We start from the raw sequence: 24,718 nt of genomic DNA on the forward strand, positions 1-24,718 counted from the left end.
TACTATTTTCCGATGTTGAATTACGTGCTCAGTGCCCTACTTTAATTTTCCAGCCGAGATGACTAACTTGGAAATAGGGGAGACCGGTTTTCCCCGAATTCACGGTCCACCCCTCGACCTCTACCCCTGGGGCCCTCCCCACGACCAGGTTGACCAGGCACATCCAGGAGTAGGCCCGGAACTTGAGCACGGCCTCGAGCGCCTGACCCCCGAAGCTCGTCTCCCTGACTGCCTCTCCGGACCCCCTCCTCACTGCTGAGAAGATCGACTCGGTCAACCACCTCCGACCGTGGCCCTTCTCGTCCCTCCAACGTTCGTAGCCCAACCTCCTGAACTCCCTCCTCCTGGCGGGGTGGCCCCTCCCGGTCGACTCCCTGGGAGGGACGTCCACCCCGGTGGCTTAGACCGCGTTGGTATCGTAAGTCCTGTCCCCCACGAACCTGGTCACCTCCTTCCCCTTGGACTTGAGCTCCTCCACGGTCTTGACGGCAGACTGGACCTCTCTCCACGACCTCTGCCTTTATCTCCTGCAAGTCCTCCCCGTCTGCCTCGACCTTGAGGAACTCGGAACCCTGGGCTTCCCCACCTCACGACCGGGTACTGTCCTCCGACGCTCGTGCTGACCTCGGTCGCCTCGCCTATGACCCTCTCCCCAGGGTCGGGGAAGGTCAACTTGAGCTTCCTCACCCTCTTCCATACTGCGTGTCCACGGTGATAGGTACGACCCCCAACCCCTTCAACGCCCTCAGGACCCCTCCACTCCCCTGTACGGGAAGAACAGGTGGAGGAACGCCGGTAGCAGTTATTAGATTTCCCTTGAAAACAGGGCGGTAATTAAGGGAAACTCACGAAACTCCTGCGCCAGGAACTCGTCGAACTCCCTCTGGGCCTTCAAGGTCTTCTTGGCGTCCCTGTTCTCCTCCTCCAGGAACCTCACCGGTGCTCGAACACGTGGAACGGGAAGATGAGCTCGTACCTGGTCACCACGTTCTCGTCGTACTTGCCCCAGTCCCTGGTGTACTTCCTCTCACCCATGGGCTAAACTTCGGCGAACGTTTATAACTTTTTGTATAACATTGAAGAATGCCATAAAACAGTTAGAACACAAAGCTATAAATTACGGAAAGTAAAGATATGGTATGTTCAAAATTCCCATGATAGTCGGTCATAGGGGGGCTCCACTGGAGGCTCCAGAAAATTCAATTCCGTCTTTTATTTTAGCGAAACAGATCGGTGCCTCAGCTATAGAATTGGATGTACATCTTTCCAAAGATGGAGTTCCAGTGGTAATTCATGATAGTATAGTGGTGAACGATGATGGAAGTAAAAGGAAAATTAATGAGATGTACTTAGAGGAAATAAGAAAAGTTAACTTAGCACATCTATATCACGGAAAATACAGTGATGTTCGTATACCTACACTTCGGGACGTTTTTAACGAGGTTGGTAGGATAAAGTACTGTATTGAGATTAAAAAGTCATATAAAATATATCCTAATATAGAGGGAAAAGTATTAGATATCGTAGATTCGTTAGGTCTGAGAGACTACGTTGAGATCACGTCTAACGACTATGATTCCGTCTTGAAGATCAGGGAGCTAGATCCAGATATTGTTGTCGGGATGGGATATCTGGGAAAGGTAAAGTGGATCCTAGATATAGCGAAGAGGTTAGAGGTTAACTGGCTACACGTTCAATACGATCTAATATCGGAGGAGGACGTTGAACTAGTTCACGACGAAGGGATGAAAATAAATGCGTGGACCGTCAATGATGTCTTCGTAGCGAACGAGTTGGCAAACTATGGAGTTGATGCCATAACAACGGACGATCCGAGACTCCTCATAGGGGAGTTGAGTAAAACATGTAATAAAGCCCCCCGTTAAGCTTTCCTCCTGTTGAACGTCTTACAATATCTCAGGATGGAAATTATAAAAATTTTAATTATTTCTCCTAATTTAGAAATGAATAAATTATTGGAAAATCGCATTAACGAACATGCCAAACCTCCATGGGTGCTTTGTGTTCTACTCGCTTTATTTCAGAGGGGTAAAATTGGATTAAACGTTTTTAGGAAAATAATATTCTATCTAAACTCGCTGGTCACCCCTCGACCTCGACTCCCGGGAACCTACCCACGATGGGGCTGGCCAGGTGGACCATCCAGGAGTAGGCCCACTCAGCCTGGCCTCGAGGACCTGGCGAGAGAGACTGGTCGCTCCGACCTTCTCGCCGAAGATCCTCTTCACTGCAGAGAACAGGGACTCGGTCAACCACCTCCGACCGTGGCCCTTCTCGTCCCTCCAACGTTCGTAGCCCAACCTCCTGAACTCCCTGACTGCCCTCCTCCTCGCCGTCTCGTCGTGGACGCGTTCTCCCTGGGAGGGACGACCTCGACGCTCGTGGCGTAGACCGCGTCGGAGTCGTGGGCCTTCCGTAGAACTTCAACTCCTCTGGGCCTTCAGTTCCTCCACGGTCTTGACTGCTGACTGGACCTCTCTCGACCACCTCAGCGCTCACCACCTCCAGGTCTTCCCCGTTCATCACGACCTCCACCTTCAGGAACCTCGACGCCCTCCCACTTGGCCACGACGTACTGCTCTCCCCTGTCGGTGCTCACCCCAGTCGCGTCAGCTATGACCTCCAGCTCGTTCCCAGGCTCGGGGACAGCTCGACCTTCCTGGCCCTCTCCCACACGGTGTGGCAGTCGAGGCTGATCGGGATCACCCTCATCCTCTCCAACGCCCTCAACACCACTTCACCGCCCTGTATGGGAGGAACAGGTGCAGGAAGGCCAGGAACTCGTCGAATTCCCTCAGCTCTGTACGGCTTCCTTCCATACCTTTTCTGTCCCTGAAGGAGCTCCCACCAGTGCTCGAACACGTAGAACGGGAACATCAACTGGAACCTCTCGATCACGTTCTCGTAGTACTTGCTCAATCCCTGGTGTACTTCCTCCTCCCCATGAGTAGCACTGGTGGGATTGATTTATAACATTTTGTATGATATTGGACAAGACCACAAAGCAATAAAGGGAAAAAACTATTTGAACTGTCCTTTAGGTAACTTGTCCTCTATTTGGTCTTGTGTCAATCTAGCGGTCTCTGGCATGAGAAAATATGACCATAGCGCTACGAATAATATGGTGCCTCCCAATAGGAGAAATGCTCCTCCAAACCCTATTGCCTTTATTATAGAAGGGATCACGAAGGCTGACGCCGCTGCACCTATCCTCGAGAATGTGGCTGCCAGACCTACTCCGGTTCCACGGATCCTGGTTGGCCACAGTTCGGCAAAGGTCACTGTGTATGGTCCGGGTCCGAAATTCATAAAGTAATAGTAGATGGAGAATAATGCCATAACAGCGAGAAACGGAAACACTTTCATGATATCGTAAATCGCCCATCCTACTAACATATCTATGCCCATTACTAAGGAGCCAGCTATGACCATTATTCTTCTTCCTATTCTATCGTAATAAAACGCTGCAGTATAATAACCGAACAAGGCTATCACCCAATATAAGGCAGAGGCTAGGAATGCATCGGCTTTGGTTGTTAGACCTAGACCAGCTGTTATATAAGGGGTATAGAGGTTTGACCCATAGGCTGCTATATCGAATATTGGCCACCACACCCAAATGAATAACGTGACTAGCCACATCTTACCTGTAAATAGATCCCGTATAGATGGTTTTTTAGCGGCCCCAGTTGATATGGTCGAATCACGACTTCCACTCAGCTTTTCAACAACATCAAGTGATTCATCTTCTCTCTTTTTCTCACCCAGCTGAGCTCTTATTGCAGCCCATCGGGGTGACTCAAGGATCTTTGATCTCAGTAATATTACTACAAGTCCCCAAATCGCCTCAGAAGCTAACATAACCCTCCATGCAAGATCTGGGTTGCTTCCCAAACTTACCGCTAACCCGTAAGCCGTTAAGAAACCTACTACCGATCCTATTCCCCAGAAACTATTCATAGATGCTAAGGCAAACCCTCTTCTTTTCGCGGGAGCATATTCAGCAACGAGAGTCGGACTTAGTGCATAATCTCCTCCAACACCAATACCTACCAGTAGCCTCGTTATGAACAGCTGAATGAAGTTAACCACCAGACCCGAGAGAAGACCAAATACCACTAGAAAGACCAAGTCGAATATATACAGAAACCTTCTTCCTACCCTATCGGCGAACCTCCCAAACACCGGTGCACCGATCGCCACACCGATGAAAGCTGAAGCTGCTAAAAGTCCAGTTTGTACTGCTGTAAGACTCATTATGGGAATTAAGTATAGGAGGGCAGCGCCTATTATCAGTGTATCATATGCGTCCACAAACTGACCCATAGATGCCGTAAACCAGGCGTACCACCAGTATCTCGGTAATTCCCTTAATCCCATCTCCTCGAAATTTTTACCTACAGATTTACCCCTCACATCTTTATTCTCCATGAGGGATCGACCCATATAAGATTGGGTTTAGTGGTATATAAATTTTCCATTTATAATGCTTTATGTCCTATTTCGTTTTATTTTCGAATGATGAAATTATGGTAAACATATTTTTAGAAAATTAATGTACTACAGTTATGGGAATCTAAGGGGGGTAATACGAAAAAGCCGGTATTGGTGAGAAGTTTTTCAACGACGTCCTGCTGAAAAGGTGCGGAAGGACTGATCGAGTTCGCTAGGGAGAGGCTGGTCAGGGAGGTCAACAGGCTGGGCGTGGTCAGGAGGAACGGGAGGAGCAGGAAGGTTAATTGTCACTAGTCCTCATGGTCCTGGTAGGTGGGAGGGCCAGCGTGAAGAACAGGGCCGAGACGTTCGGGTTGGACTACGCAAACCTGCTGGAGGCGTTGGGAGAACTTGGAGATGCGTGGAGGGGCTGGAGGTCCTGTCAGACTGGTGAAGGGACCTCTCGTTATCATGGACGACACCGCGGACCACGACGCTCCGGGAGGACGTGAGCTCCTGAGAACTACTGGACCTACTGCCACACCCACGGGAGGTTCGAGAGGGTCAAGCTCCTCACGGTCGCCGTAGTGGACCTCAAGCAGGACGTTCACGGTTCCCCTACGCCGTGAGGAAGATATTGGATTTGTGAGGGTCAACGAGTTCAAGACCAAGATCGACTTGGCCAGATGTTGGACGTGCTCAAGGAGCCCTTCCGGTAGCTATGGTCGTCTTCGACCCCAGTACTGTCCGAGAAGCTCGTGACGGACAACGTAGTGTCAAGGCTCAGGTCCAACCGAGCCCATGGTCGAGTCGGTCCAGGGGACCCTCGAGGAGGTGGAGGGGCGCCTCCCAGTGGGATACCCCCCGGAGTCTACTACGCCGACCTGACCCTGGGAGGCCGAGCGATTATGGTGAAGTTGCTAGTCCGGGAACGTAAACGTGACTCTGGGACACACGCCAGGTACCTCTACACGACCGACCTCTCGCTCAGCGGGGAGGAGGCCTGTCGTGTGGGAGATCGAGGAGCTCCAAAGGACGTCAAGGCCCTGGGACCCCTCATTCTGGAGGAGGGAGAGGCTTCAGGGCTACCTCACGATCTTCACCGTCAACAACGTCGTCAGGGAGCTGATAGGGGAGCTGAACCTGAGGAGCGTGGAGGCGTTCCTCAGGCTCTCGAACGTCATTTAGGCGGACCGCCGGGGCTGATGAAAATCTTTAAGTTACGTTAAAGTCCCATAACTGCTGAGATTTATCAAATTATACATCAGTTAAACTTTAGAACCACCTCTGAATTACAATCTTTCTATCTGTATAGAAATTGACTGTCTCTATTTGTGGATGTAGTACTCCGAAGAAGGATTCCTTCATTCCTCCAAACGGGAAGAATGCCATGGGTTGTGCAACCGCCACATTAACTCCTATATTTCCTGCAATAACTTCAGAAGCAAACTTCCTGGCTACAACTCCGCTGGTAGTGAAGATTGAAGCAGCATTGCCGTATCTGCTCCTGTTTATAAGCTCTATGGCTTCTTCTATTGATTCCACTCTCATGATGTTCGCCACAGGTCCGAATATCTCCTCTTTGGCTATAACCATGTCAGGAGAAACCTCATCGAATATTGTGGGACCTAGATAGAAACCCTTGGGATAGTCTGGAACCCTAACATTCCTCCCATCGAGAACTAACTTAGCTCCCTCCTCTATGCCCTTCTCAATATAACCCTGGACTCGATTTTTGGCCGACTCTGTAACTAAGGGACCTATGTCCGTACCTCTATCGAATCCGTATCCTACTACTAGTCTCTTACTGGCCTCGATGAATTTCCTCTTCAGTTCATCATAGACTCCTCCAACTGCGACCAAGTTAGCGTTTGCAAGACACCTTTGACCTGCATTACCGAAGAATGACGGGATGAGGTTAGCTACAGTTTGTTCCAGCTTGGCGTCCGGCATCACTACTGCGAAATTTTTCGCCCCTCCACTGGCGCTAACCTTCTTTCCGTTCTCTGATGCCGTTTTATAAATGTATTTAGCTACATTTGTAGATCCCACGAAAGTTATCCCCTTGATAGACGGATTACTCAGTAACTCATCAACTACTTCCTTAGCACCGTTCACGATGTTCACCACGCCTGGGGGAAATACTTTCTGAAAGATTTCACCCACCATGAACATACCCAATGGCGTAATCTCACTGGGCTTAACTACTATTGTGTTTCCCAGTACCAAGGCGTAAGGTATGAACCAGAACGGGACCATTATGGGAAAGTTAAACGGATTTATTGACGCGAAGACACCCAACGGCACCCTCTCTGACATCTCATCTATGCCAGAAGCCACAGTGGGCATATATTCCCCTTTATACAAGGTATAAGCTACAGAGATGGCACTCTCAACGTTCTGAATAGCCCTCTCTAGCTCACCCTCAGCCTCAGAGATTGTTTTTCCGTGATTCAGTGTAATGCTCCTGGCCAACTGATCTTTATGCGATTCCATCTCGTTCTTCAGCCTAAAGAGGTACTGTATCCTGTCGGGAACAGGAATCTTACTCCACTTATCATAAGCGGCCTCTGCGGCACCGATGGCGTCCTTAACTTCTTCCTTAGTAGAGAAGGGTACGAAACCTATTTCTTCGCCAGCACCTGGATCATAAATTGGTTGTCTTCGCTCGGAAGAGGATGGTTTGAAACTTCCATTTATTAGATTATCTATTCTTAGACTCTTAACCAGCTTGGACATATTATCAATCATCCCTTCTAACTGGAGAAGTATTTAAATCTTAATTAATGACCCTTATAATATGGTTTTTTAAATAATTATTACGCATTTTATTCTCAAAAATATAATGAACGTCGGTCCTTAATTCACTCCATGAATGGTTCGGGTTAAGTCAATACAGCAATTATTAGATTTTGCCTTGACTTCAATTATTAGATTTTGCCTTGACTTCAATTATTAGATTTTGCCTTGACTTCAATTATTAGATTTTGCCTTGACTTCAATTATTAGATTTTGCCTTGACTTCAAGGCCAAACCTAACGAGAAATCCCGTAACTGCTGTCAATAGTAACGGGGCCATGTGAGGGAAACCTGATTAAACTTTCCGAGCATATTCATCGCTGGGTCTCACTTATGTACTTGACTTATCCAATTCCGACCTCAAAATTAAGGGCAGCACGAGATAATAGGGAGGTGAAACGAAATTTCCTAGAAACTGTTCTAGGCTGTACGTTCTCCGTGGAGTAAAGATTATAAAAGCACTAACTAGTAGTAGTCACCGCCTTGATAGTTACACCTTAAATGGATGCCTCTAGTTGCCACGATCACATAGACAATAGATTGAAATAAGTTTTGGTATTAGTAAAAAATTCTCCATATATTCTGTGTACAGCAGTTATGGGACTTTCCCTTAAATATCGCCCTGTAATCGAGGCGAAATCTAATAAATGCTGAAAAGAAGTCTGTTTAAAAGTACAAGGGTCTTTCCCCAAGTTACCTTGCCTATTCCACGGTCACTGGTTCCCCGATGGAGGCGGACCTCTTCGCGGCGTCTGCTACCCTGCCCACGTTGTAGGCGAAGACGTGATCTGGGAAGGTTCTCTCGTCCCTGATCACCGAGTTCACGAAGGCCTCCACCTCCCTTCTGTAAGCGTCTCTGAACCTCACCTCGAACCACTCGTAGGGAGCGTGGGATATCTGGTTACCCCTGAACACCAAAGTCTCGTACTCGGTCCTGTTCTCCACCCTTATCATCCCGTTCTCACCGAGTATCTCGGCCCTTATGTCGTATCCGTACCTGGAACACCTGCTCACGTCTATATTCACTAGAGGTCCGTCCTCGTACTTGACGTTCACCAGGCTGGTGTCGAAGTCTCCAGCCTCCTTATATTCCTTGAAGACGAAAGCCGAACCGGAGGCGTAAAGCCTCATCCTCCTGAACCCGAACATCCAGAGCATGGTGGCAAAGTCGTGAATGGCCATGTCATCGTAAATGGCACCGGGATAGAGTATCGTGCCGATGCCGGGTTGCGGTGAAGGGTCCCTACTTATCAGCTCCGCTAGGAGGGGCCTCCCCACCTCCCCACCCTCCAACGCCTCCTTGGCCTTGATGAAGGACTCGTCGTAGAGTCTTTGGAAACCCACCTGTAACTTCACCCTGTTCCTCTCCACTGCCCTCACTATCTCCTCGTTTTCCTTGGAGTCTATCCCCATGGGCTTCTCCACAAAGACGTGGATACCGTTCTCCGCCGCCTCCCTTATTAGAGGTAAGTGAGACTGAGTACTTGTGGTAATTATGGCTACGTCTGGTTTGTTCGATTTTATGACAGACGAGAATTCTGTATAGGGCTGAACTCCTAGCGTTTGAGCTAAATTTTTAGCTCTATCTACATCCATGTCCACAATCCCTACAATCTCTACGTCTTTCATTTTACTTAGGTTCATTGAGTGGATTCTTCCCATCCTTCCTGCTCCTAAAATCACTGCTTTTAATTTGGCCATGTTGGTTTCGAATCCCTTTTCAAAGACACTAGATAATAAAGTTATACTACAGGAATCTCTCTAACTTCCAAATATATGAGTTTGATCGGCTAGAAGTTACCTTACAATGCCTTAAAGGGTTCGCAATAAGAGATCCATCACCTATGTCTCTAGTGATTTGGCTTCCATTATCTTAAAGAGCTTTTCCCTAGCGTAATCCAGAAACCCTTTCGATGCATCATCACGTTTTTACGGTATTGCTGGTGTTGCCTCAAAATACGTTTAATTCAATTTCACTACTCTGAAATAAAGCGAAGTAGAACACAAAACAGATGCCAGTCGTAGTACCCTCTAGTATTCTTGTTATATAGTATAACAAGGTACCTACCATATTGGATGCCTATTCCACGGTCACTGGTTCCCCGATGGAGGCGGACCTCTTCGCGGCGTCTGCTACCCTGCCCACGTTGTAGGCGAAGACGTGATCTGGGAAGGTTCTCTCGTCCCTGATCACCGAGTTCACGAAGGCCTCCACCTCCCTTCTGTAAGCGTCTCTGAACCTCACCTCGAACCACTCGTAGGGAGCGTGGGATATCTGGTTACCCCTGAACACCAAAGTCTCGTACTCGGTCCTGTTCTCCACCCTTATCATCCCGTTCTCACCGAGTATCTCGGCCCTTATGTCGTATCCGTACCTGGAACACCTGCTCACGTCTATATTCACTAGAGGTCCGTCCTCGTACTTGACGTTCACCAGGCTGGTGTCGAAGTCTCCAGCCTCCTTATATTCCTTGAAGACGAAAGCCGAACCGGAGGCGTAAAGCCTCATCCTCCTGAACCCGAACATCCAGAGCATGGTGGCAAAGTCGTGAATGGCAAAGTCGTCGAATATTGCAGCCGGATAAGGGATATAAGGCAAATATTGCGGTGAAGGGTCCCTACTTATCAGCTCCGCTAGGAGGGGCCTCCCCACCTCCCCACCCTCCAACGCCTCCTTGGCCTTGATGAAGGACTCGTCGTAGAGTCTTTGGAAACCCACCTGTAACTTCACCCTGTTCCTCTCCACTGCCCTCACTATCTCCTCGTTTTCCTTGGAGTCTATCCCCATGGGCTTCTCCACAAAGACGTGGATACCGTTCTCCGCCGCCTCTAATATATAGCTAAAGTGTTTGTCCATCGGACTGGTAATGACCACTGCGTCTGGGTGAACGGTTGAAATAGCTTGCTTTAAATTTTGAAAATAGTTGGTTCCGAGTTCCTTGGATAACGTCTCCCCTTTGGTCGGAGTTGGATTAACCACACCTATAATCTCGACATTAGGAAGTTTCTTCAAATTTAACCCATGAATTCTTCCAAGCCTTCCTGCTCCGACTATAACGAACTTAACTCCCATATCTATCAGGTTTCTATGTTATACACTCAATCTAAAAAACGTTGAGAGAATAGAAGGAGGGGCCACCCCGCCAGGAGGAGGACTATCATGGAGTTCAGCCCTGGTCACGACCGTTGGAGGGACCAGAGAGAAGGTCGTAGGTGGCTCGTGGGGTGTTTTCCCTATCGTCAAGAAGACGTTCGGTGAGGTCGTCAAGGCGAACCTGTCGAGTCCTCGAGGCCCGACTCAAGTTTTGGACCTTCCTAGATGACCCACCTGGCCAACCTGATCGTGGGGAGGGACCCTGGGAATGTCAAGGGATGACCTAGAATTCTGGGAAACCCATTGTTCTCCTGACGACCACGTCCTATCTAGTCATTTTAGTTGGAATAACTGAAGTAGCACACAAAGCAGAATATAGGAGAATATGAAAAACTAACTTTTTGTGTAGTAGGCCTTTAAGAGTTTTAACCCCCTAAAGATCATAATCCGGCCAGTACTTTCTCATCACCGCCTCGTCTAGGTCTATCCCAAGGCCAGGTTCCTCTGAGAGTTTGATGAAGCCTTTCTCTATGATCTTTCTCTTAGTTTTGGCCATCTCGTGCCAGAAGGGCACATCGTGTCCGTGAAATTCCATGACACCGAAGGTGTTGGCTACAGACATGGCGTTGGCGTATGCCATCGTGCCTACAGGCGATGCTGTGTTATGAGGAGAGACCTCTATATCATACATGGAGGCCAACTCAGATATTCTCCTCAACTCTGTTATACCCCCACACTTGACGCCATCTGGAGTCCATATCTTCACACCAGTCCTCAGTAGATCTTTGAACTGGTAGATGGTATATAGGTTCTCTCCAGTGGCTATGGGAGAATCACAGCTCTTCGTCAATAGCTCCAGCTCATCGAAGTTGGATACAGTCATGATCGCTGGAACTGGGTCCTCTATCCACCTAAGCCTATAGGGTTTCAACGCCTGGCATAACCTGATAGCAGTGTTGAGGTTGAAACGCCAGTGCAGGTCCACCATTAGATCTATTTCGTCCCCTACGGTCTCCCTAACTGCCCTCATAATGTCCGATAGGTAGTCTATGTCCTTTAGGGATAGATCACCGCTCCTTATGTTATACTCTTTCGTATAGGGGGTAGGAACATCGAGATCAAATTTCAACGCTGTAAAGCCCTCGTCCACCAGCCTCTTTGCCCTCTTAGAGTAAGCTTCAGGAGTGTAATCTTCGTTCCACTTCTCAATCGATAGTCGCCCGTGAACTGGGTTGGAAGTTGTTGCCAGTCTTTTATTTTCAATCTCAGCGTCCTTTAACCAGGGTAGACTCACCGGTAGATGTAAAGCGTTCATGGCTTCAAGTCCTTTGCCGCCATGGGCGTCTACATAGACCCTAATGAGCTCTCGATCCCCACCAAGCAATCTCCATACTGGAAGATTAAGATATTTCCCTAATAGATCATAAATGGCAATGTTAATTGCGGAAATGAGATGGTAAGTTGTAGTTCCTCCATAAAGGGCAGCGTATCTGAGCTTCTGCTCTATCCTGTTGATTTTGAACGCGTCCTCATTCACAACGAGCCTTCTGAACTCCTCTTCCATACCTTTAATTCCAGGTGCGGGGCCTGCCTCACCTGTGCCATAAATACCGTTTTCTCCATAGACCCTCACGAAACTCCACTCGAAATTGGCTTGGGCCGTAAATACTTTCAGGTCTTTGATTTTCAATTCCAAATCAATTCCACCGATCAATTCTGATTGAAGCTAAGTAATAAAAGTTTCTAAGTTTAATTGCTTTGTGGGGAGTGTTCTCATGCAGTCATCCTATTCGATAAGAGTTAGTGATATTATATGAGGCTCTTGAATTACCTTGATCCCCTCCAGGGAGGCCCGGTTCGGGGGGTGACCTCCCTGGAGACGTGGGGCTTCCCGACTATCGTCAAGGCCAGGCTGTACTGGAGCGGGCTAAGCTCCTGGTCACGGCCTTGGTGTCCCTGGCGAGCCTGGCTAGTCGACCTGAGGTGGGAGTTGAAGCTCTACGCGGTGTGCTCCTTGCCCGTGACGTGCTTGTCCAGGCTGGTGGACCTGGTATTGGTCGGAGTAGTTCACGTCACCAGGGGGTGACCGGGAGCCGGTAGAGCTCGTAGTCCCTGTCCCCGACCGTGAAGAAGGGGACCCAGTCCACGAGGGAGGCCCACACGTTCCTCCCCTGACCTCTCCTGACCTTGAGGAACGTCCAGAGCTCGTCGAAGATCCTGGCCTTCCCCTTGACCCCTTGAGCACTTTGGGGAGGCCCACAAGACCCGAGTAGGCCCTGACTCCCGTCCTCCTGACCTGGTAGACCGTGGTCAGGGGAACTCCCTCGATCCACGAGATCGCCCTCAACCTCACCCTGCTCACGTACTCCCTCAGGATCCTCTCCCTACTTAACGTGATGCTCTCCCTCGTAGGACGTCCTCCCGCACCCCTTACACCTGAACTTTCCCCTGGAGGAACCGTCCCTGACGACCCTCTCCGAACCGCACGAGGGACGTGACCATACACTCCCTTCTCCTCCTCAACCTCACCCCTCTCACGTAGTAGACCTGGAGGGATCCCCAACTCCACCCTCACGCCCAGGGCGTAACAGACAGGACTAAGGACAACTCCCACAACCCGTACTTCCTGGGCCAAACCCTCATATTCCTCAGGATCGTACATCAACTGTGCGAGGATTACGAGGTTCTTTCTCACTAACCCAAACACTCTCGTAGCCCTCTCACAACAAGTTTTCGCCAGCAAACTTCCATCTCTAATAATTGCTCCACTACTTATCGAATAGGATGACCGTATGAGAACACTCCCTTCTTAATTGTTGTGGGAGTTCCGATAAGTATCGCCTTAAAACTAATGTAAAATCTACAATGCATGTAAGAAAACTAGGGCTGAAGTGCTCTCGAATGCTACAAGAGAACCCATCATGCAGAGCAACGGTGCCATGGTCCAGTTCTTAATGACATTTCTCACATTACTCGACGTACTTTTGTTACTCATATTTAACAAACTGAGGCCAATTATGCCACCCATGGTAATCTGAGTCAAGGATATGGGTATTCCCATGAGAGTGAAAACCTCGCTGGTTAGAAAACTCCCCAGCATAACTGAGCTAGAACTCGTGTAACCTAATTTAGTAATTTTGAATCCCACCTTTATTGCTGCCCTTTTACTGAGGGTGAAGGTGCCTAGAGATGCCCCAACAGCGTACGTTAATTCTACTATGTTATGGGGGAAAGACACTAAGCCTAGGGAAACCAATAGCCCAATAGTGTTAGCACCCAACACGAATACGATGAATGAGCATGAAGCCAAAATGATCAGCCTGTAGAACTTAATGACCTTAATTAGGCTGTTTTCTATTCTATCTATGTATCGTCGTATTAAAAAATATAACGATATTGTAAGTAATATTGATATAATAGGGGAGAATATCCACGAGGAAATCACCAGGAGGAGAGTGTGTAAGTTGATTACGAGAACCCCATCTGAGATGAGGGCAATTATCGTCAACGAAGGATAAATCATTTGGCTCAGTGATGTGGGTATGCCTCTCTTACTCAAGATTAGGAAAGAGATTAATGATATTAATAATGTGCTGAAGAAGACCATTTCCAATATATATAAGGGACCTCTAATGGCCCTTTCGGCAAATTTCTCCATGGAGAAACTTCCCAAGGAAGCGCCTAAGAACATGGATATCGAAGCGATCAAGATGGAGTACCTGGTCTTTATCACCCTGGTGGAAATCAGTATGGCAACACTCGGGACAGAATTGTTACCTCCAACAACGAAGCTTACTAGAAGGCCTAAGAGAAAGACCAGGATAGCAAAGAAGTCAAACATGAACGGAGATATATAGGTGAAGGTTAATATACCTTGTGATAATATAGTTATAATATGTTCAAATAGTAATATATAGTCCAAATAGTTGACTCTCACGTAAAATTACGACCTGCTCTCACGAGTCGATGAAGACGTGAAATGCAGTCTTAGCTATAAGACGTAAGCACTTCTACCCTATGTTTGATTTGAACCTGGGACGAACGTCACAGGAGCTATAAGGAGCACGTGTTCAATCAATAACTCTGTAGTTGAAACGTCTCAAGTGCGTAGATCTGGGAATATAGTAAAATTTATATAATTATGTATATAAATATCCCCCTGATGGAAATGGTGAGATTAAACGGAGCCGAATTCGTTATCGAATATTTCAAACGAGGTGGTATAAAACACGTGTTCGGCATTCCTGGTCACGGAAACGCGGCCATAGTGGACGTAATTTACGATATGAGTAAGGACATAGAGTTCGTGCCAGTGAAACACGAGCAGTACGGAGGTCATATGGCTGACGGTTACTTTAGGGTAACTAGGAAGACTCCAGCCATAGTAACTACTTCTGTAGGCCCTGGTGCCACCAATTTGGCCACTGCCCTAGCAACGGCATACGTTGATTCCTCCACGTTTATTGCCATAACTGGAGATATTCAGACCTACCTGTTGGGGAAGGGCATCTTCCAGGAAGTGGAAAGGCAATTCCAAAGCGATTACGTGAATGCGATGAGGCACTTTACCAAGAGATCCTATTTCGTATCAACTGTCTCTCAGCTGCACAACGTACTCCCCAACGCATTTAAGGAAGCGGTAGTGGGAAGACCAGGTCCGGTGTTAATATCTATGCCTATGGACGTTCAGACCGCCCCCTTGGATGTGGAGTTCAGGGAGGTTCCTATGGTAACTGACGTAGGGCGAATATGCCCAGATCAGACTAAGGTCCTTGAAGCCTCAAAGATACTGGTCAGGGCTGAGAGACCACTCATACTAGTAGGCGGAGGAGTGGTGATGTCTGGAGCCAGTGAGGAAGTTGTGAAGCTGGCAGAGCTCCTAGGTGCACCAGTAGCTTCTACGTTCAGGGGAGATGCTAAGGGTGGTTTCCCGGAGGATCATGAACTGTACGTCTTTTCTGTAGGTAACATAGGCAATCCTGTAGCAAACAAGTTGGCAGCAGAAGCTGATGTGATATTAGCTGTCGGTGTTACGTTCAGTGACGAGACTACAAGTTCATACAAGAAGGGAATAACGTTCAATATACCACCCACGAAGCTCATACAGATCGACATAGACCCGCACGAGATAGGAAAGAACTATCCCGTGGAAGTAGGAATCTGGGGTGACGCCAAAGTGACTCTTCAACAGATAATTAATTACATGATGGAACTGGGCAAGAAAGGTAACTACAGGGAAACCGAGTACTTTAAGAGAATTTCTCAGATGAAGAAGGAGTGGTTGGAGGAAATGGAAAGATTGAGGGAGGCCGCCCCAATGGGGATACCCAGCGTGGCGAAGACCCTTAGGGAAACTCTTCCACAAGAGAGTGTAATCACCCTGAGCGCAGGTCTTCCTCAGGAGATATTCTCTCAACTTTGGATCTCCTATAAACCTAGGACTTTCATAAGCTCCGGAGGGTTCTCCACCATGGGTTTCGCCTTACCTGCGGCCATAGGGGCTAAACTCGCCCTGAAGGACACCCCAGTTATAGCCGTAGAGGGAGATGGCTCATTTCTTATGAACAACGTTGAACTATTAACGGCATCACAACTGGAATTACCTGTGATAGCAGTAATATTAAATAATTACGGTTGGATATCTATAAGAGATTTACAGATACGTAACTTTCAAGGTAGAATAATAGGGACAGAATTTAAGGACAGGAAGAACGAGCTCAAGGCACCTGACTTCGAGAAGGTGGCCAAAGCGTATGGGGCTAACTACCTTAGGGCCGAGAGCGTGGAGCAAATACGTTCATCCGTCAGGCAGGCACTTACGTCCAGTGACACACCTACAGTTGTAGAAATTCCAGTGGAAACTAAGTTTCCATACAGTGGCACCAAGGCGTATGGGTTTTGGGACATACCCAGGAGATCATAAGTTTTCCCCAAGTTTAACCACACCTGTTCATCACCTCCACCTTACGACCACTTTTATTTCGCCCTCTTGCTTCTTGCTGACGTATTGTACGGCGCTATCTGGGGTAGCTATGTTAGTGACCATCCCCTTAAACACAGATGGATATTCTATCTTTAACCTGGCGTAATAACTGACTGCCTCTCTCAAATGGATTTTAGCGTGGGCCGCTGACCCTACAATGACAATGTTCTTGTATACTATATCCGTGATCAACTGTGAACTCACCCTCGTCTCATCCCCTATTCCGAATCCAAACAGTATGACTCCTCCCTTAGGCTTAACTTTTGATATAACCCTCGATATGGAGACTGTTGATCCTGAGGTATCAACCAGCAGGTCGATCTGTCCCACGTCTTCGCTGATTAATCTGAAATCCACCCCGATCTCGCCAACTATCCTCTCCTCTAACCTCGTTGGGGCTCTCCTGTTTAGCACAACGACGTTGAATCCCATGCTCTTGAGGAGTATTGAGAAAAGAAGTCCTGTACTACCTGAACCTATTATGGCAGCGCTCCTACACTCATAGGTAGAATCTTCGCATCCCCATGGGAACCTTGCCTCCACTATGGATAAAAACGTTCTTATGGCTTTAACTACGTCACCCATAGGTTGGATCAGTACCGCGTCCTCACTTACCACATTGTCTGGCACTCTCACAAGGTAACTTTCCTTATCCACGAAGAGGTCAGCCATAAACCCGTCCTGGGCCTTTATTCCAGCTATCTTCATTTCACCAGTCTCGCATAGATCTGGCCTTCCCAATCTACAACTCAAGCAATTACCGCATCCCCGCCTGACTAGGGCCACTACCTTATCCCCCCTTTTGAAACCTGTTACCTTTTCTCCCACGTCTATTACCTCCCCAATGACCTCGTGTCCCAAAACCATGAAGTCCTTACCTGGAGGAGGGACAGAGTGTCGCATGAGACCGTTAGCTAACTCCCTATCAGTACCGCATATTCCCGTATACAAGGTCCTGACTGCTACCTCATCATCCCCTATATTACTCAGGTTTATGTCAGATAATTCCCGAAGACTTACCCCAGGATTCGGAGGATGTATGACAATTGCCCTCATGGTATTAAACTCCCTAATTGAGAATCTATAAATTTACTCTGAAGTCTTCACGGGTGGCTCCAAAATTCTGACGCCATCGATTACGCGTCTTGATGAAAAGAATTGGATGCATTACTCTCTATCATCATCTCTGAAACAGCAGTTATTAGATTTTGCCTCGATTACAGGGCGATATTTAAGGGAAAGTCCCATAACTGCTGTCTGAAAGTTTATGCTTAGTTGAAGTTCAAGGGGACTTGCTACCACTGACCCACTAAAACTAGGATGGGTTTCCCGTTGAAGGACAAGGTAGGTATTCCAGACCTGACAGTCCTTGTCTTCATCAATTACACTCTACCTTCCATGACGGATTGGCCGTTACGGGCTTCACGGAATCCGATGGACTCACCTAGTGTTCAGGCTCTGAGGAAGTATATATTACCTTTTACCCTGGGACTGCTTTGTGTGCCACTTCGATTTTTATCAGAGTTTATGTGAGGCTTTCTTTCAAATTAGCGTATAATTTCGAATTTTAAATTGTCCAATGGGCTTGACATCTGAGAAATTTGAACAAACACACAAAGCACCCTGGGGCACTAAGGTATCAACGAGCTAGTTGCGTTTCAAGGTTTAACTCAGATTTATTAAGCTGTTAGTGGAAAAGAGCGAATCGTGAAATTAGCTGTAACTACAATGTGTTGGGGGAAGCTGAGAAATGAGAAGGAACTAGGTCAAGCGCTCCACACAGCCAGGGAGATAGGATATCAAGGGATAGGACTGGAGTTCAGGCTCCTTCCCCAGGAAATTTTGAGGAGCCCAGAGAAGTTACCTCAGATGTTGACACAAGAAGGTCTAGAGAACGCCGGAGGGTATTTCGCCCTAAGAGACGAACAGCTTGAGCTAGCCAAGAGAAGCGACACGAGGGTGTTATGGATAGTATCCAGAGAGAAAGATTGCGAGAATGCCATCTACAAGATAGAGCAATATGTGAGGAAAAGCTCTGAGGTTGGCATCTCAATAATCTTACACAACCATCTCAGAACATGCTTCGAAAAAGAGGACGAGATAATCAAGACACTGAGGAGAATACCTCAACTGGGACTCTGCTTAGATACAGCGCATGCTAAGGCAGCTGGTATTAATATGGTCAGATTCATCAAGGAGTACGCTGATAGGATAAAGCTGGTCCACTTAAAGGACCTGAGGCAGGTTTTACCCAAGTCCAAGATAAGGTTTGGACGGGACTTCGTGAACGTCGGGGAGGGCGTTATTGACTTCACTGAAATAATTTCTACATTAAGAGACGTTAAGTATGACGGCTACCTCATGCTGGAGATAGACAAGACGGAGAAAAATAAAGCAGACCAAGAGGTGAGGAGAGGTTATGAATATATCCAAACTATAATAAGAAAAATATGAATGGCACACCACTGTTCTAGTTCAGTTTTAGGCCAACAAATAATTTGTTCCTAATGGGTTTACCGGTGGTTGCGCGTTCATTTTGTGCTGTTTGAGCGTTTACTCTAATAGATTTCTATTGGAAACAGATACTTAGGGATGATTTTGCATGATAGCTCCACGGAAGGAAGATCATTTAACTTTCGAACCGAGTAACATTGGATGGAGAAACCACTGTGTCGAGGAGCTTTGTGGGGTTCTGTTCAATTTTCTCAGATGTCTAGCTGACTGCGCAACTTAAAATTCGAAATTATACGTAAATCTGAAAGAAGGCTTTGCGTAAGTTCTGATAAAAATTGAAGTAGCCCACAAGGCAGTGTCGAGGTTATATAAATAACCCTATTTAGGTATTCCCTATATTTAGAGGACGAGTTGCTAAGTTCTCGTGAATTTTTAACGGGAGGTGGCTCAAGGAGATTTATAATACAATGGCGATAGTGTGAAGAAACTCTTAGGATATCATGGGGTCTTATTTACGTATCTGGGTCAGTCTTCGTGAGCAAGAAAATGTTAGGTTTTCCCATTCTCATCCTATGTATCTATACCGTTACTATAAAACTGATAAGAGTTATTATTGAACATGTAAAAGTTCATATAAGATTTATGACTAGCCATACATAGTTAAGAACTGTTAATACCCTCACGACAGAATAAGGAAAGAATTTACCGTAATTTGAGGTTAGTTTAAAGTTAAATAGTAAAATATAAGTAATGCTCCTAACGATTAAATAAGAATAAGCCATTAAATCTCTCATTCTCTAACCGGAAGATTAGGCGAGCACACTACTGCTCCTCTGCTGTTCGTCAATTATACTTTTAAAGAAGTTGAGAGGACCTAGCGAAAGCTAAGGTAAGGTGTAACGTTACTGTCGTTGTGTGTGAGATTACCAATTGATGAAACAGCATCAATTTCGTAATCTGCTCCGCTTATCTCATTGACTCTGGGGCCCCAAAACGCTATAATGTAACTGAACTGATCTCATCTACAATTTGCACACCCATCTGGAAGGTTACATTGACAATACATGATGCATACCACTTGTAGTAGTTATTAGATTTCCCTTCGATAACAGGACGTCAGTTAAGGTAAAGTCAAATAACTGCTACACTTGTAGAAGGTAAAACAAAATAAACTCCTCAGATATTACACATATCATCCAAAACATAATTAAGACGATAGAAATTTAAGGTCCTTATAGAAATCATGAGGGGCTCAGGCAATCATTTTCAAATCTCCTTTCCAAACAAGAGTTTTGCCCACCATTCATAGAATCCTCTTATGGCCGTATCGTCTGTTCCTGCCCCTATCCTATCTACCCTAGAGAAGTTCTCTAACCTCTTCAATCTCCACTCCTCGTTCTCCCTGTGTAGACCTCTCGATAGGTCATTATATTGATTTGAACCCAAAGAGTTCCCAGCTCCAATTTGTGAAAACTCCCAAACTGCCTGATCATCAGGCTGATTTAACCCTGCTGGACTATGAAGGAGGTTAATCATCTTCCACCTATCCTTTTTCACGATTCCATACTCTCTGTATTCCTTAGGTCCGTCCACAGGGAGGTAGAAGTAGGTGGTGAGTTCTGAATACTCAGGACTTATTGGCCTGATAATCTGAATGAAGCGATCTGGAGCGTTAGGACCCCAAATTATTACATTAGGGAATATGGCTATCCTGAACTTATTTTGAGAGTCCCAAAGCTTTTCGAAATCGGTCAACTTACTTTCCCTCAAGTACCAGCTGTCCTCCCATCCGAACTGGGCGGTCTCCCTATGCACTATTAGAACTTGATGACCGTTACCGATGTGGGCCACGCTATTCATGGCCCTTAAATCTATCCTTCTCCCAACTACGTTCTTGAGGGCCTCGGTGGTACTCTCGTGAGCGAACGGAACGTGATAGTGATCCACGCTCCCCTCTAATAATATCTTCCAGTTGGCTCTTATTTTAGCGCTCATGTATCCCTCTAAGAGTCTGATCCCCTTCGGATATTTGTTCCCCAAGACCCTTAGGAAACTCTCTGCAGAGCCCAAGTGCTCTTCGATTGATGGGGGATCTTCCGCCAAACTTCCAAATATAAAACCATACTTATTAGCTATCCTGATCCTGGTCAGATTCAAGTCTTCCACATCGAACGTCTTAGGATAGCCCTCCCTGTCCGGTATACCGACCAGTCTACCGTCGTTGGAATAAGTCCAGCCGTGATATGGACAACGGAAGAACTTCGAGTTACCCATCCTCGTTAAGCAGACCACTGAACCCCTATGCCTACACCTGTTAACCAATCCCACTATTTCTCCCTCCTCAGTGCGAACTAGAATTACTGGGACGGAACCGATGTGGGTCGTGACGTAATCGTTAGGTTCCTTAAGCTGGGACTCGTGACCTAAGAAGACCCACCCTCCATAGAAGATCTTCTCCATCTCCAACTCAAATATCTTCGGATCCGTATAGATTCTAGTTGAAACCCTGAACGTTCCCTTGCTCTTATCATATCTTATTAAGTCCTCGATAGAGTTAAAACCAGACATAAGAATTCACATATTATTTCATACCACAACTTAAAAAATTAACGGCCTAAAGGTAAACTTACGTAGCTACAATACTTCCCTTCTCGCTCAGGTAGAACTATTGTGGAGTTTTGAATGAGTGATGTCTTGTACATTTCACTCAACATCCCGCATCAACGTTAATGGTACAGATGTCTTCCATTAGTCTGACCTACGTTGGGGACGTTATTTCTATACCCCCGGCACTCACATGAGATTTCTAGGAAGGACATAAATTAACGTTCCCAGAATAACTTCGTTTTCCCAACAAGTGCTGGTGCCACGCCACGTCTCTTATGAAGAGTCTAAGGTCTGATATTATCCCAGCCGTCAAGATGATTACGTGGATGCTTTGTGAATTGCTTCAATTTTTATCGAAGCCGCATTAAACTCACGTTTAATTTAACGTTTGATTCTGAATTTAAATTGGACAATCCACAAAGCATTATGTGGGAAGAAATTGATATAGACGATTACTAATAATTAAAAATGTTCTTCAGCGGTTCTCCTTTTAGAAGTCTGATTACCTCTCTTATAGCAGATTCGGCTCCCCTCTCGAATGCCTCTATCGTGGTTCCTCCTATGTGAGGAGTGATTATTACATTCTCCATTTGAAGAAGTGGATTGTCTGGAGATGGAGGTTCAACGTTAAGCACGTCTAGGCCAGCTCCCATCAACTTTCCAGACCTGAGTGCATCTACTAGGGCTCCTTCGTCTACTATCTCCCCTCTGCTTGCATTTATCAGGACTGCACCATCCTTCACTAAGGATAGCCTCTTCCTATCTATTAAACCGCGGGTCTCTTCAGTGAGTGGTACATGTAAGGTTATTATGTCTGACTCCCTCAGGAGATCCTCTAGCTCTACGATTTCGATCCCTTGGATTTTATCTCTAACGTAGGGATCGTAACCTAAGACCCTCATTTCGTAGGCAGTACCGATCCTGGCCACCCTCCTCCCTATGTTTCCTAAGCCTACTATTCCCAGTGTTTTTCCTGACAATTCCATTCCTGGGAGGTTAACTCCTTCATTCCATCTGCCCTCCTTCACCAATTGAGTTACTTTAAAAAGCTTTCTATAAATGGCCTGAATGAGAAGGAAAGTCAGTTCTGAGACCGAAGGTGAATTGAGACCCGGATTATAGGTTATGATAATTCCCTTCTTCTTGGCCTCCTCTAGGTCTATCCTGGTCTTGTCCACCCCTGACCCAGTCCTGGCTATGAGCCTAAGTTTCTTTGCCGCAGCAATGATCTCCTTATCCAGTTTAGCCTTTCTATTAACCACCGCGACCACATCATCAATTTCCCTTATCCATACCTCCTTTGGAGACGAGTGATCGAGTTTAACTACTCTCGCAATCCCGTACAGCTCCTCGAGGACTTGATTAACTCTCGGAGATGTAGAGTTTGTTATATTACTCTCGACTATTACTTTAGGCCTCTCTTGAGGAGGGTTTGAGAAGACCATACGAGGATATGGGCTCATGAGTATTTATGGTTTAACTGGAGAACAGCAGTTATGGGACTTTAACGTAACTTAAAGATTTTCATCAGCCCCGGCGGTCCGCCTAAATGACGTTCAAGAACCTGAGGAACGCCTCCACGCTCCTCAGGTTAAACTCCTATCAACTCCCTGACGACGTTGTTGACGGTGAAGATCGTGAGGTAGCCCTGAAGCCTCTCCCTCCTCCAGAATGAGGGGTCCCAGGGCCTTGACGTTCCTGTGGAGCTCCTCGATCTCCCACCCGACAGGCCTCCTCCCCGCTGAGCGAGAGGTCGGTCGTGTAGAGGTACCTGGCGTGTGTCCCGGAGGAGTCGTGTTCCTGCGAGCAACTTCACCATGATCACTCGGCCTCCCAGGGTCAGGTCGGCGTAGTAGACTCCGGGGGGTATCCCACTGGGAAGTGACCCTCCTCTAGGGTCCCCTGGGCCGACTCGATCCTGAGCTCGGTTGGACTTGAGCTCAGACACCACGTTGTCCGTCACGAGCTTCTCGTACCAGTACTGGAGTCGAAGACAACCCTGGCTACCGGAAGCGCTCCTTGAGCACGTCCAACATCTCCCTGGCCACGTCGATCTTGGTCTTGAACTCGGTGACCCTCACAAATCCAACATCTTCCTCACGGCGTAGGGGAAACCATGAACGTCCTGCTTGAGGTCCACTATCACGACCGTGCGGAGCTTGGCCCTCTCGAACCTCCCGTGGGTGTGGCAGTAGGTCCAGTAGTTCCCGGGGGCTCACGTCTACCCAGAGCGTCGTGGTCCACGATGTCGTCCACGATGACGACCTGGCCCTTCACCAGTCTGACAGGACCTCCACGCGTCGTCGAGTTCTCCCAACGCCCCATCAATTCACGTTCCAACCCGAACGTCTCGGCCGCGTTCCTCACGCTGGCCCTCCCACCTACCAGGGCCATGAGGACCAGCCCCAGTTAACCTTCCTGCTCCTCCCCTTCTCCTAACCACGCCCAGCCTGTTGATCTCCCTGACCGGCCTCTCCCTAGCGAACTCGATCTGTCCTTCCGCACCTTTTCAGCAGGACGACGTCGAAAAACTTCTCACAATACTGACTTTCCGGTCCTCCCTAAGATTCCCACAACTGCTGTGGAGAAGAAGGTTCCATATAAGTGATCCCTCCATGAAGGATAGTACACTCTTAAATGATCCCTAGCTTTGGACCACCACGGGGAACAGGCTATCCTAAATCTTCCTCAACTCGGAACAGAGTTCCAACGGCTAAGATGTGAGATTACATAGTATCCAGTCCTTGCGAGCGGTTATTCTTAACCTGTGGTACCCTCCATCACTCTAAACGCCTCTTCGTGTCTTTAACGTTAAGATTTACGGGTAATCCCAATCACCATGAAACTCATTCTTCAGATGAGGAAAAACCCTAAATCCCGTTTATTCGTAGCCCTGTCTCGACACCATGAGTAGGTTCTTAGGCAATTCCTCAGAATCTAAGAAATTTTTATCCTAAGAGTTCGTCGTAGGGCGATTCAGGGCTCCATTGCGATTTCTATTTGTTTCTATAGAATGGAAGTGACTTAATTGATCCTACATCAGTAACACTAAAAAGGGGACGAGCGCTAGGTCATACCATGAGACGCCTATTTTATCACGTGGTGACCTCGCTCGTCCCCGAGTTACTTGGGAAGGACGCGCTATTAAATGAAACGGTGGCTGAGATCGAGAGGAGGGCCCTGGAGGAGGCGGAGAGGACCTCCCCCAGGTACGCCAGGGGGAAGGAGGTGAGGAGGAGGGGTTACGCCAGGTACAGGTTCTTGAAGGGGTTCAGGGTCTCCCTCCGGGGGAGGAGGGTAGTGTACGGGGTGGAGTGGGTCACGGT

Annotated in this window: 17 protein-coding genes and 4 pseudogenes; 6 read left to right on the forward strand and 15 right to left on the reverse strand. The window is 47.3% G+C overall.

Annotation, left to right across the window (positions count from 1 at the left end):
* Nucleotides 1–115: 115 nt before the first annotated feature.
* Nucleotides 116–1,035: pseudogene (locus METMK1DRAFT_RS16075) on the reverse strand (hypothetical protein); the annotation flags it as partial.
* 104 nt (nt 1,036–1,139) lie between these two features.
* Here METMK1DRAFT_RS16075 and METMK1DRAFT_RS03075 point away from each other — a divergent pair.
* Complete coding sequence (locus METMK1DRAFT_RS03075; protein WP_009070743.1) at nt 1,140–1,886, forward strand: glycerophosphodiester phosphodiesterase; 747 nt, start codon at nt 1,140–1,142, stop codon at nt 1,884–1,886.
* A gap of 217 nt (nt 1,887–2,103) precedes the next feature.
* On the opposite strand, the pseudogene METMK1DRAFT_RS03080 reads toward METMK1DRAFT_RS03075, so the two are convergent.
* Nucleotides 2,104–2,966: pseudogene (locus METMK1DRAFT_RS03080) on the reverse strand (transposase).
* Between the two features lie 76 nt (nt 2,967–3,042).
* Nucleotides 3,043–4,452 (reverse strand): MFS transporter, encoded by a 1,410-nt coding sequence (locus tag METMK1DRAFT_RS03085; RefSeq protein WP_155812272.1) that lies wholly within the window; start codon nt 4,450–4,452, stop codon nt 3,043–3,045.
* Nucleotides 4,453–4,775: 323 nt separating this feature from the next.
* On the opposite strand from METMK1DRAFT_RS03085, the gene METMK1DRAFT_RS03090 reads away from it, so the two are divergent.
* Nucleotides 4,776–4,967, forward strand: coding sequence for a hypothetical protein (locus METMK1DRAFT_RS03090; protein WP_048087375.1), 192 nt, complete (start codon nt 4,776–4,778; stop codon nt 4,965–4,967).
* 246 nt (nt 4,968–5,213) lie between these two features.
* Nucleotides 5,214–5,684, forward strand: coding sequence for a transposase (locus tag METMK1DRAFT_RS17270; protein WP_245544530.1), 471 nt, complete (start codon nt 5,214–5,216; stop codon nt 5,682–5,684).
* Between the two features lie 46 nt (nt 5,685–5,730).
* On the opposite strand, the gene METMK1DRAFT_RS03100 is transcribed toward METMK1DRAFT_RS17270, so the two are convergent.
* The 6 genes and pseudogenes from METMK1DRAFT_RS03100 to METMK1DRAFT_RS03125 form a co-directional block, all read right to left on the reverse strand.
* On the reverse strand, nt 5,731–7,194 hold the full coding sequence (locus METMK1DRAFT_RS03100) for a CoA-acylating methylmalonate-semialdehyde dehydrogenase (RefSeq protein ID WP_048087377.1): 1,464 nt from the start codon (nt 7,192–7,194) through the stop codon (nt 5,731–5,733).
* A 762-nt stretch (nt 7,195–7,956) separates the two neighbouring features.
* Nucleotides 7,957–8,916 (reverse strand): Gfo/Idh/MocA family oxidoreductase, encoded by a 960-nt coding sequence (locus METMK1DRAFT_RS03105; protein ID WP_245544531.1) that lies wholly within the window; start codon nt 8,914–8,916, stop codon nt 7,957–7,959.
* 418 nt (nt 8,917–9,334) lie between these two features.
* Nucleotides 9,335–10,327 carry a Gfo/Idh/MocA family oxidoreductase gene (locus METMK1DRAFT_RS03110; protein ID WP_009070757.1) on the reverse strand — a complete coding sequence of 331 codons (993 nt, stop codon included), beginning with the start codon at nt 10,325–10,327 and terminating at the stop codon, nt 9,335–9,337.
* 454 nt (nt 10,328–10,781) lie between these two features.
* The gene (locus METMK1DRAFT_RS03115; RefSeq protein WP_009070759.1) at nt 10,782–12,044 is read right to left on the reverse strand and encodes a mandelate racemase/muconate lactonizing enzyme family protein; all 1,263 of its coding nucleotides are present in this window, start codon (nt 12,042–12,044) and stop codon (nt 10,782–10,784) included.
* A gap of 90 nt (nt 12,045–12,134) precedes the next feature.
* A pseudogene (locus tag METMK1DRAFT_RS03120) lies at nt 12,135–13,010 on the reverse strand (IS1-like element transposase).
* Between the two features lie 198 nt (nt 13,011–13,208).
* The gene (locus tag METMK1DRAFT_RS03125; RefSeq protein ID WP_009070765.1) at nt 13,209–14,189 is read right to left on the reverse strand and encodes an inorganic phosphate transporter; all 981 of its coding nucleotides are present in this window, start codon (nt 14,187–14,189) and stop codon (nt 13,209–13,211) included.
* Between the two features lie 327 nt (nt 14,190–14,516).
* Here METMK1DRAFT_RS03125 and METMK1DRAFT_RS03130 point away from each other — a divergent pair, with 327 nt between their 5' ends.
* Nucleotides 14,517–16,271 (forward strand): thiamine pyrophosphate-binding protein, encoded by a 1,755-nt coding sequence (locus tag METMK1DRAFT_RS03130; protein WP_281034097.1) that lies wholly within the window; start codon nt 14,517–14,519, stop codon nt 16,269–16,271.
* A gap of 30 nt (nt 16,272–16,301) precedes the next feature.
* Here METMK1DRAFT_RS03130 and METMK1DRAFT_RS03135 read toward each other — a convergent pair whose 3' ends face one another.
* A complete protein-coding gene (locus METMK1DRAFT_RS03135; RefSeq protein WP_009070769.1) occupies nt 16,302–17,387 on the reverse strand; it encodes an alcohol dehydrogenase catalytic domain-containing protein in 1,086 nt (361 codons plus the stop codon).
* 651 nt (nt 17,388–18,038) lie between these two features.
* Between METMK1DRAFT_RS03135 and METMK1DRAFT_RS03140 the strand changes: the two genes are divergently transcribed.
* Nucleotides 18,039–18,785, forward strand: coding sequence for a sugar phosphate isomerase/epimerase family protein (locus METMK1DRAFT_RS03140; protein WP_009070772.1), 747 nt, complete (start codon nt 18,039–18,041; stop codon nt 18,783–18,785).
* A gap of 1,266 nt (nt 18,786–20,051) precedes the next feature.
* Here METMK1DRAFT_RS03140 and METMK1DRAFT_RS03145 read toward each other — a convergent pair.
* The 5 genes from METMK1DRAFT_RS03145 to METMK1DRAFT_RS19915 all read right to left on the reverse strand — a co-directional run bounded on the left by METMK1DRAFT_RS03145 (nt 20,052) and on the right by METMK1DRAFT_RS19915 (nt 23,786).
* Nucleotides 20,052–21,353 carry an aromatic ring-hydroxylating oxygenase subunit alpha gene (locus METMK1DRAFT_RS03145; protein ID WP_009070774.1) on the reverse strand — a complete coding sequence of 434 codons (1,302 nt, stop codon included), beginning with the start codon at nt 21,351–21,353 and terminating at the stop codon, nt 20,052–20,054.
* Between the two features lie 494 nt (nt 21,354–21,847).
* Entirely contained in the window at nt 21,848–22,837 is a 990-nt protein-coding gene (locus METMK1DRAFT_RS03150) for a hydroxyacid dehydrogenase (RefSeq protein ID WP_009070777.1), read from the reverse strand.
* 146 nt (nt 22,838–22,983) lie between these two features.
* Entirely contained in the window at nt 22,984–23,355 is a 372-nt protein-coding gene (locus METMK1DRAFT_RS19905; protein WP_425357373.1) for a hypothetical protein, read from the reverse strand.
* Between the two features lie 40 nt (nt 23,356–23,395).
* Nucleotides 23,396–23,611 carry a hypothetical protein gene (locus tag METMK1DRAFT_RS19910; protein ID WP_425357380.1) on the reverse strand — a complete coding sequence of 72 codons (216 nt, stop codon included), beginning with the start codon at nt 23,609–23,611 and terminating at the stop codon, nt 23,396–23,398.
* The gene (locus METMK1DRAFT_RS19915; protein ID WP_009070779.1) at nt 23,535–23,786 is read right to left on the reverse strand and encodes a hypothetical protein; all 252 of its coding nucleotides are present in this window, start codon (nt 23,784–23,786) and stop codon (nt 23,535–23,537) included. The genes METMK1DRAFT_RS19910 and METMK1DRAFT_RS19915 overlap by 77 nt, the downstream gene beginning before the upstream one ends.
* 684 nt (nt 23,787–24,470) lie before the next feature.
* Between METMK1DRAFT_RS19915 and METMK1DRAFT_RS18795 the strand changes: the two are divergent.
* A pseudogene (locus METMK1DRAFT_RS18795) lies at nt 24,471–24,718 on the forward strand (IS256 family transposase); the annotation flags it as partial.

The sequence above is a fragment of the Metallosphaera yellowstonensis MK1 genome, from assembly GCF_000243315.1.
GTDB lineage: Archaea > Thermoproteota > Thermoprotei_A > Sulfolobales > Sulfolobaceae > Metallosphaera > Metallosphaera yellowstonensis.

Bases quoted from the DNA above. Each gene is read 5' to 3' on its own strand.
- METMK1DRAFT_RS03100 (WP_048087377.1), bottom strand. From the start codon at position 7,194: ATGTCCAAGCTGGTTAAGAGTCTAAGAATAGATAATCTAATAAATGGA.
- METMK1DRAFT_RS03090 (WP_048087375.1), top strand. From the start codon at position 4,776: ATGGTCCTGGTAGGTGGGAGGGCCAGCGTGAAGAACAGGGCCGAGACG.
- METMK1DRAFT_RS03130 (WP_281034097.1), top strand. From the start codon at position 14,517: ATGGTGAGATTAAACGGAGCCGAATTCGTTATCGAATATTTCAAACGA.
- METMK1DRAFT_RS19915 (WP_009070779.1), bottom strand. From the start codon at position 23,786: ATGGCCCTGGTAGGTGGGAGGGCCAGCGTGAGGAACGCGGCCGAGACG.
- METMK1DRAFT_RS03135 (WP_009070769.1), bottom strand. From the start codon at position 17,387: ATGAGGGCAATTGTCATACATCCTCCGAATCCTGGGGTAAGTCTTCGG.
- METMK1DRAFT_RS03150 (WP_009070777.1), bottom strand. From the start codon at position 22,837: ATGGTCTTCTCAAACCCTCCTCAAGAGAGGCCTAAAGTAATAGTCGAG.
- METMK1DRAFT_RS03075 (WP_009070743.1), top strand. From the start codon at position 1,140: ATGTTCAAAATTCCCATGATAGTCGGTCATAGGGGGGCTCCACTGGAG.
- METMK1DRAFT_RS03145 (WP_009070774.1), bottom strand. From the start codon at position 21,353: ATGTCTGGTTTTAACTCTATCGAGGACTTAATAAGATATGATAAGAGC.
- METMK1DRAFT_RS03125 (WP_009070765.1), bottom strand. From the start codon at position 14,189: ATGTTTGACTTCTTTGCTATCCTGGTCTTTCTCTTAGGCCTTCTAGTA.
- METMK1DRAFT_RS03085 (WP_155812272.1), bottom strand. From the start codon at position 4,452: ATGGAGAATAAAGATGTGAGGGGTAAATCTGTAGGTAAAAATTTCGAG.
- METMK1DRAFT_RS03110 (WP_009070757.1), bottom strand. From the start codon at position 10,327: ATGGGAGTTAAGTTCGTTATAGTCGGAGCAGGAAGGCTTGGAAGAATT.
- METMK1DRAFT_RS03105 (WP_245544531.1), bottom strand. From the start codon at position 8,916: ATGGGAAGAATCCACTCAATGAACCTAAGTAAAATGAAAGACGTAGAG.